The 286-nt window shown below is 70.6% G+C and carries 1 protein-coding gene; it reads left to right on the top strand.

Translation table 11 applies throughout. The features are described 5' to 3' along the window. A partial coding sequence (locus H2O73_RS20890) for an MATE family efflux transporter (RefSeq protein WP_246335992.1) occupies positions 1-286 on the top strand: 286 nt, incomplete at both ends.

Here is a 286-nt window from a genome sequence, read left to right as displayed (position 1 = left end):
ACCAGCTACGCCCTGGATGGCTTCGCCCACGCCGCCGAGGCGCTGACCGGACGCTCGGTGGGGGCAAGGCGCTGGACGGAATTCGCCCAGTCGGTGCGGAGTGCCGCCTGGTTCTCGCTGCTGACGGCCGGTACCGCCGCCCTGGCTTTCGCCCTGGGGGGCGAGGCGCTGATCGCCCTGCTTACCGGCCTGCCCGAGGTGCGAGAGACCGCCTCCACCTACCTGCCGTGGATGGTCGCCATGCCGCTGATCGCGGTATGGGGCTACCTGCTGGACGGCGTCTTTA

Source organism: Vibrio marinisediminis (assembly GCF_014050145.1).
GTDB classification, from domain to species: Bacteria; Pseudomonadota; Gammaproteobacteria; order Enterobacterales; family Vibrionaceae; genus Vibrio; species Vibrio marinisediminis.
The sequence above is the reverse complement of the archived record's forward strand: the minus strand, read 5'-3'. Positions and strand labels throughout refer to the sequence as shown.